This is a genomic window from Gluconobacter sp. DsW_056 (genome assembly GCF_002153595.1).
Lineage (GTDB): Bacteria > Pseudomonadota > Alphaproteobacteria > Acetobacterales > Acetobacteraceae > Gluconobacter > Gluconobacter albidus.
The window spans coordinates 1-2,686 of sequence record NZ_JOPF01000018.1 but is presented as its reverse complement, the minus strand read 5'-3'; the positions used below and the strand labels follow the sequence as shown (position 1 = coordinate 2,686).

The following is a 2,686-nucleotide window of genomic DNA, read 5'->3' as shown; positions in this document are numbered from 1 at the left end:
ACCAGGGCCGTCAGTTCCCGCGCCAGAAGATAACCCAGGCGGCGATAGCCAAAGCAGCGTCCTTGGTCCGCCCGTTCTCGTAGGCGCTGGCGCAGGACAGCATCGTCCGCTCCGGTAGAAACATACCGCGCGACACGCCTGGCAACATCAACAAGCGCACAGGCTCGGCGTTCACTCAGGGCCAGGGCTTTCTGAATGTATCGGACTGCCTGCCGTTTCGCGACAGGCGTTACCACTTTTCCCAACAATTTCCTTCAGTGCCGCATTATCCAGCATGGCATCCGCCAGAAGACGTTTCAGGCGGCTGTTTTCATCTCCCAGCGCCTTCAACCGTTTGGCCTCGGATACCTCAAGGCCACCATAACGGGCCCTCCATTTGTAGGAGGTCGCGTCACTGATCCCGTATTTACGGCAGAGATCAGAGACCTTTAGTCCGGATTCCTGTTTCTTCAGGATACCTATGATCTGCTCTTCCGTAAAACGACTGCGCTTCATCCGCCCATATCCTTCTCGATCGGAATCTACTTTTAAATGGTTACATTTCCGGGGGGGGGGGCTGGCGTTTTGAAAAATTCACTTCAAAATATCGCAGCAAGAATTCAGATTTCGTAGAAATATAATTTTCTTTTATGAGCTTTTTTCGATAAAATTTTATTTTTAGGGAGTTTAGAAAATGGCTATTAAAGATCCAGTGATTATCGAGCATCTCAATACGCAGCTCACGAATGAACTGACAGCAATCAATCAGTATTTTCTTCACGCTCGGATGCTAAGGCACTGGGGAGTGACTCATCTCGGCAAAAAAGAATATGAAGAGTCTATTGAGGAAATGCATCATGCAGATTGGCTGATCGAGAGAATTCTATTTTTGGGTGGTTTGCCAAATGTGCAGCGCCTGAATTCAATTCTTATTGGTCAAACAGTTCAGGAAGTTCTAGAATGTGATCTGAAGCTCGAAGAGAAAGCCATTCAAGACCTTAGGGAAGGTATCGCTTACTGTGAAAGTGTACGCGATTATGTTTCACGCGATTTGCTTTTAAAAATTCTTGTTAACGAAGAAGAGCATGAAGATTTCATTGATCGACAGTTCGATCTAATCAAACAGATTGGAATTGAACGTTATATTCATAAAAATTCTGCAGCTGCTCCCGACCAGGAGTAAGCATATATTTTTCAGGCAGCCCGGACGATATCGGGTTGCCCTTTATGCGACGAGGCATTGAGAGATATGATCAGCGTCAAGGCTTAAGTCACGTTGACCAAAGACCCAATCCAGAGTTTTGCGGCGGCGATATTGAGGAAACTAACGAAGGACAGGGTAGCCTTGTGGTAGCAGGTCGGGATGGGGCGCATTTGCCCACCGATACGCGTGGCAAGCCGCGTGTGAATAATAGCCGCGTGAAGCGGTATCATTCAAATTATGCTGTCCAGCGCGCGGTGAAAGGATGCGCCCTCCCTGCTCATGGCCCGCGCAAGATGCTCTACAATCAGTTTCAGCCTTGGGCTACGAAAGACGTCTGGGCGAGCCTGTTCCAGACGCTGGCGCAGAGCACGTGGACCACCTGCCGAACTTCTGATCAACAGTTCTGCCGTGAAGGCTTATCGCTGCGCCTCCAGCGGACAAAGGAGGAGTAACACTAGGCCATTGACAGATCGCGTAGCGGGCGCACGACTAAGACCCTCGCGCTGACGGATGCCGCTTGCCGTCCGGTCGCCTTTGTGCTGACCGGCGGGAACGTCGTGGATGGCACGGCAGAGGTCCCGTTGTAGGAACAAGTCTCGAACATCCAACTGATCAACAGCGACAAGGACTACGACACCAACGCGATGCTTCGACAGATCGAGACATTTGCGCTGCGCCGAACATCTCATCCAAGGTCAAGCGTATCTGGAAGAACTGTTTTTCGCCGGTCCTTTATCGGACGCGAAATGCCATCGAGTGCATGTTCAACCGCCTCAAGGGCTTCCGCCGCGTCGCTGCACGTTGTGACAAATATAGTCTAGCTATCTGGTGAATTAGCATGTGTTATATAAATATCATTGAAGGCCGACACATGTAGAATATTATATGATGTTTGTTGGACTGCCTCAGAATTTGGAGATGTTCCATTTTTTAACTTCACCGCGTGACGAACTTCGATCTCAAAAGGCTTTTCCAGTTCAAGTGCGACGCGGTGCTGGCGCCAATAAAAGGCCATTTTGATTTCGGAACTTTCCCATGAGTAATGAACACCAATCCTATCTTTCGTGACGATCTGGTTCCCCGCTATGACCATCATGGCCACCCCCGCGGTTAACGTCGCCCGATCGAGCATACCGTAACTCACGTAAAGCACGACCTTTACCAGATGCAGAAGGACGTCATTGGCTGCCCGAGTTGCAACAATTTCCTGCTTATTCAAGCCGAGCCTGTGATAAAAACGGTTAAAGAGTAAACCAACAGCGCCCGTAAAGCCTGACTCGAAGCCTGCCAGTGTTCCGACGACCGGCAGCCACGCGATATTTCCGGCTTGCGGGACAGTCTCTATTTCCCTCTGACGACGCAAGACAAGCGGCAAATTGCTGATGAGAAACAGACCAAGGAGAAGATTGAGATAAGCTGGCTCCAATTGCCGAAGTAGCAACAACCCGACCCACGCCGCAGGAAGAGCTGGCGGCACGAAGTGCAGGACGACATGCCAGCGGA

At 50.3% G+C, this 2,686-nt stretch carries 2 protein-coding genes and 2 pseudogenes; 2 read left to right on the top strand and 2 right to left on the bottom strand.

The features are described 5' to 3' along the window. Positions 1 to 495, bottom strand: a pseudogene (locus HK22_RS13635) (transposase); the annotation flags it as partial. A gap of 178 nt (positions 496 to 673) precedes the next feature. Here HK22_RS13635 and bfr point away from each other — a divergent pair. Both bfr and HK22_RS13625 read left to right on the top strand, forming a co-directional pair. Then, on the top strand, positions 674 to 1,162 hold the full coding sequence (gene bfr / locus HK22_RS13630; protein ID WP_062105857.1) for a bacterioferritin: 489 nt from the start codon (positions 674 to 676) through the stop codon (positions 1,160 to 1,162). A gap of 164 nt (positions 1,163 to 1,326) precedes the next feature. Further along, positions 1,327 to 2,015: pseudogene (locus tag HK22_RS13625) on the top strand (IS5 family transposase). On the opposite strand, the gene HK22_RS13620 reads toward HK22_RS13625, so the two are convergent. Further along, a partial coding sequence (locus HK22_RS13620) for a sulfite exporter TauE/SafE family protein (protein WP_158093566.1) occupies positions 2,001 to 2,686 on the bottom strand: 686 nt, incomplete at its 5' end. The pseudogene HK22_RS13625 and the gene HK22_RS13620 sit on opposite strands and share 15 nt — an antisense overlap.

Coding starts and splice junctions, on each gene's coding strand:
- bfr (WP_062105857.1), top strand. CDS start 674: ATGGCTATTAAAGATCCAGTGATTATCGAGCATCTCAATACGCAGCTC.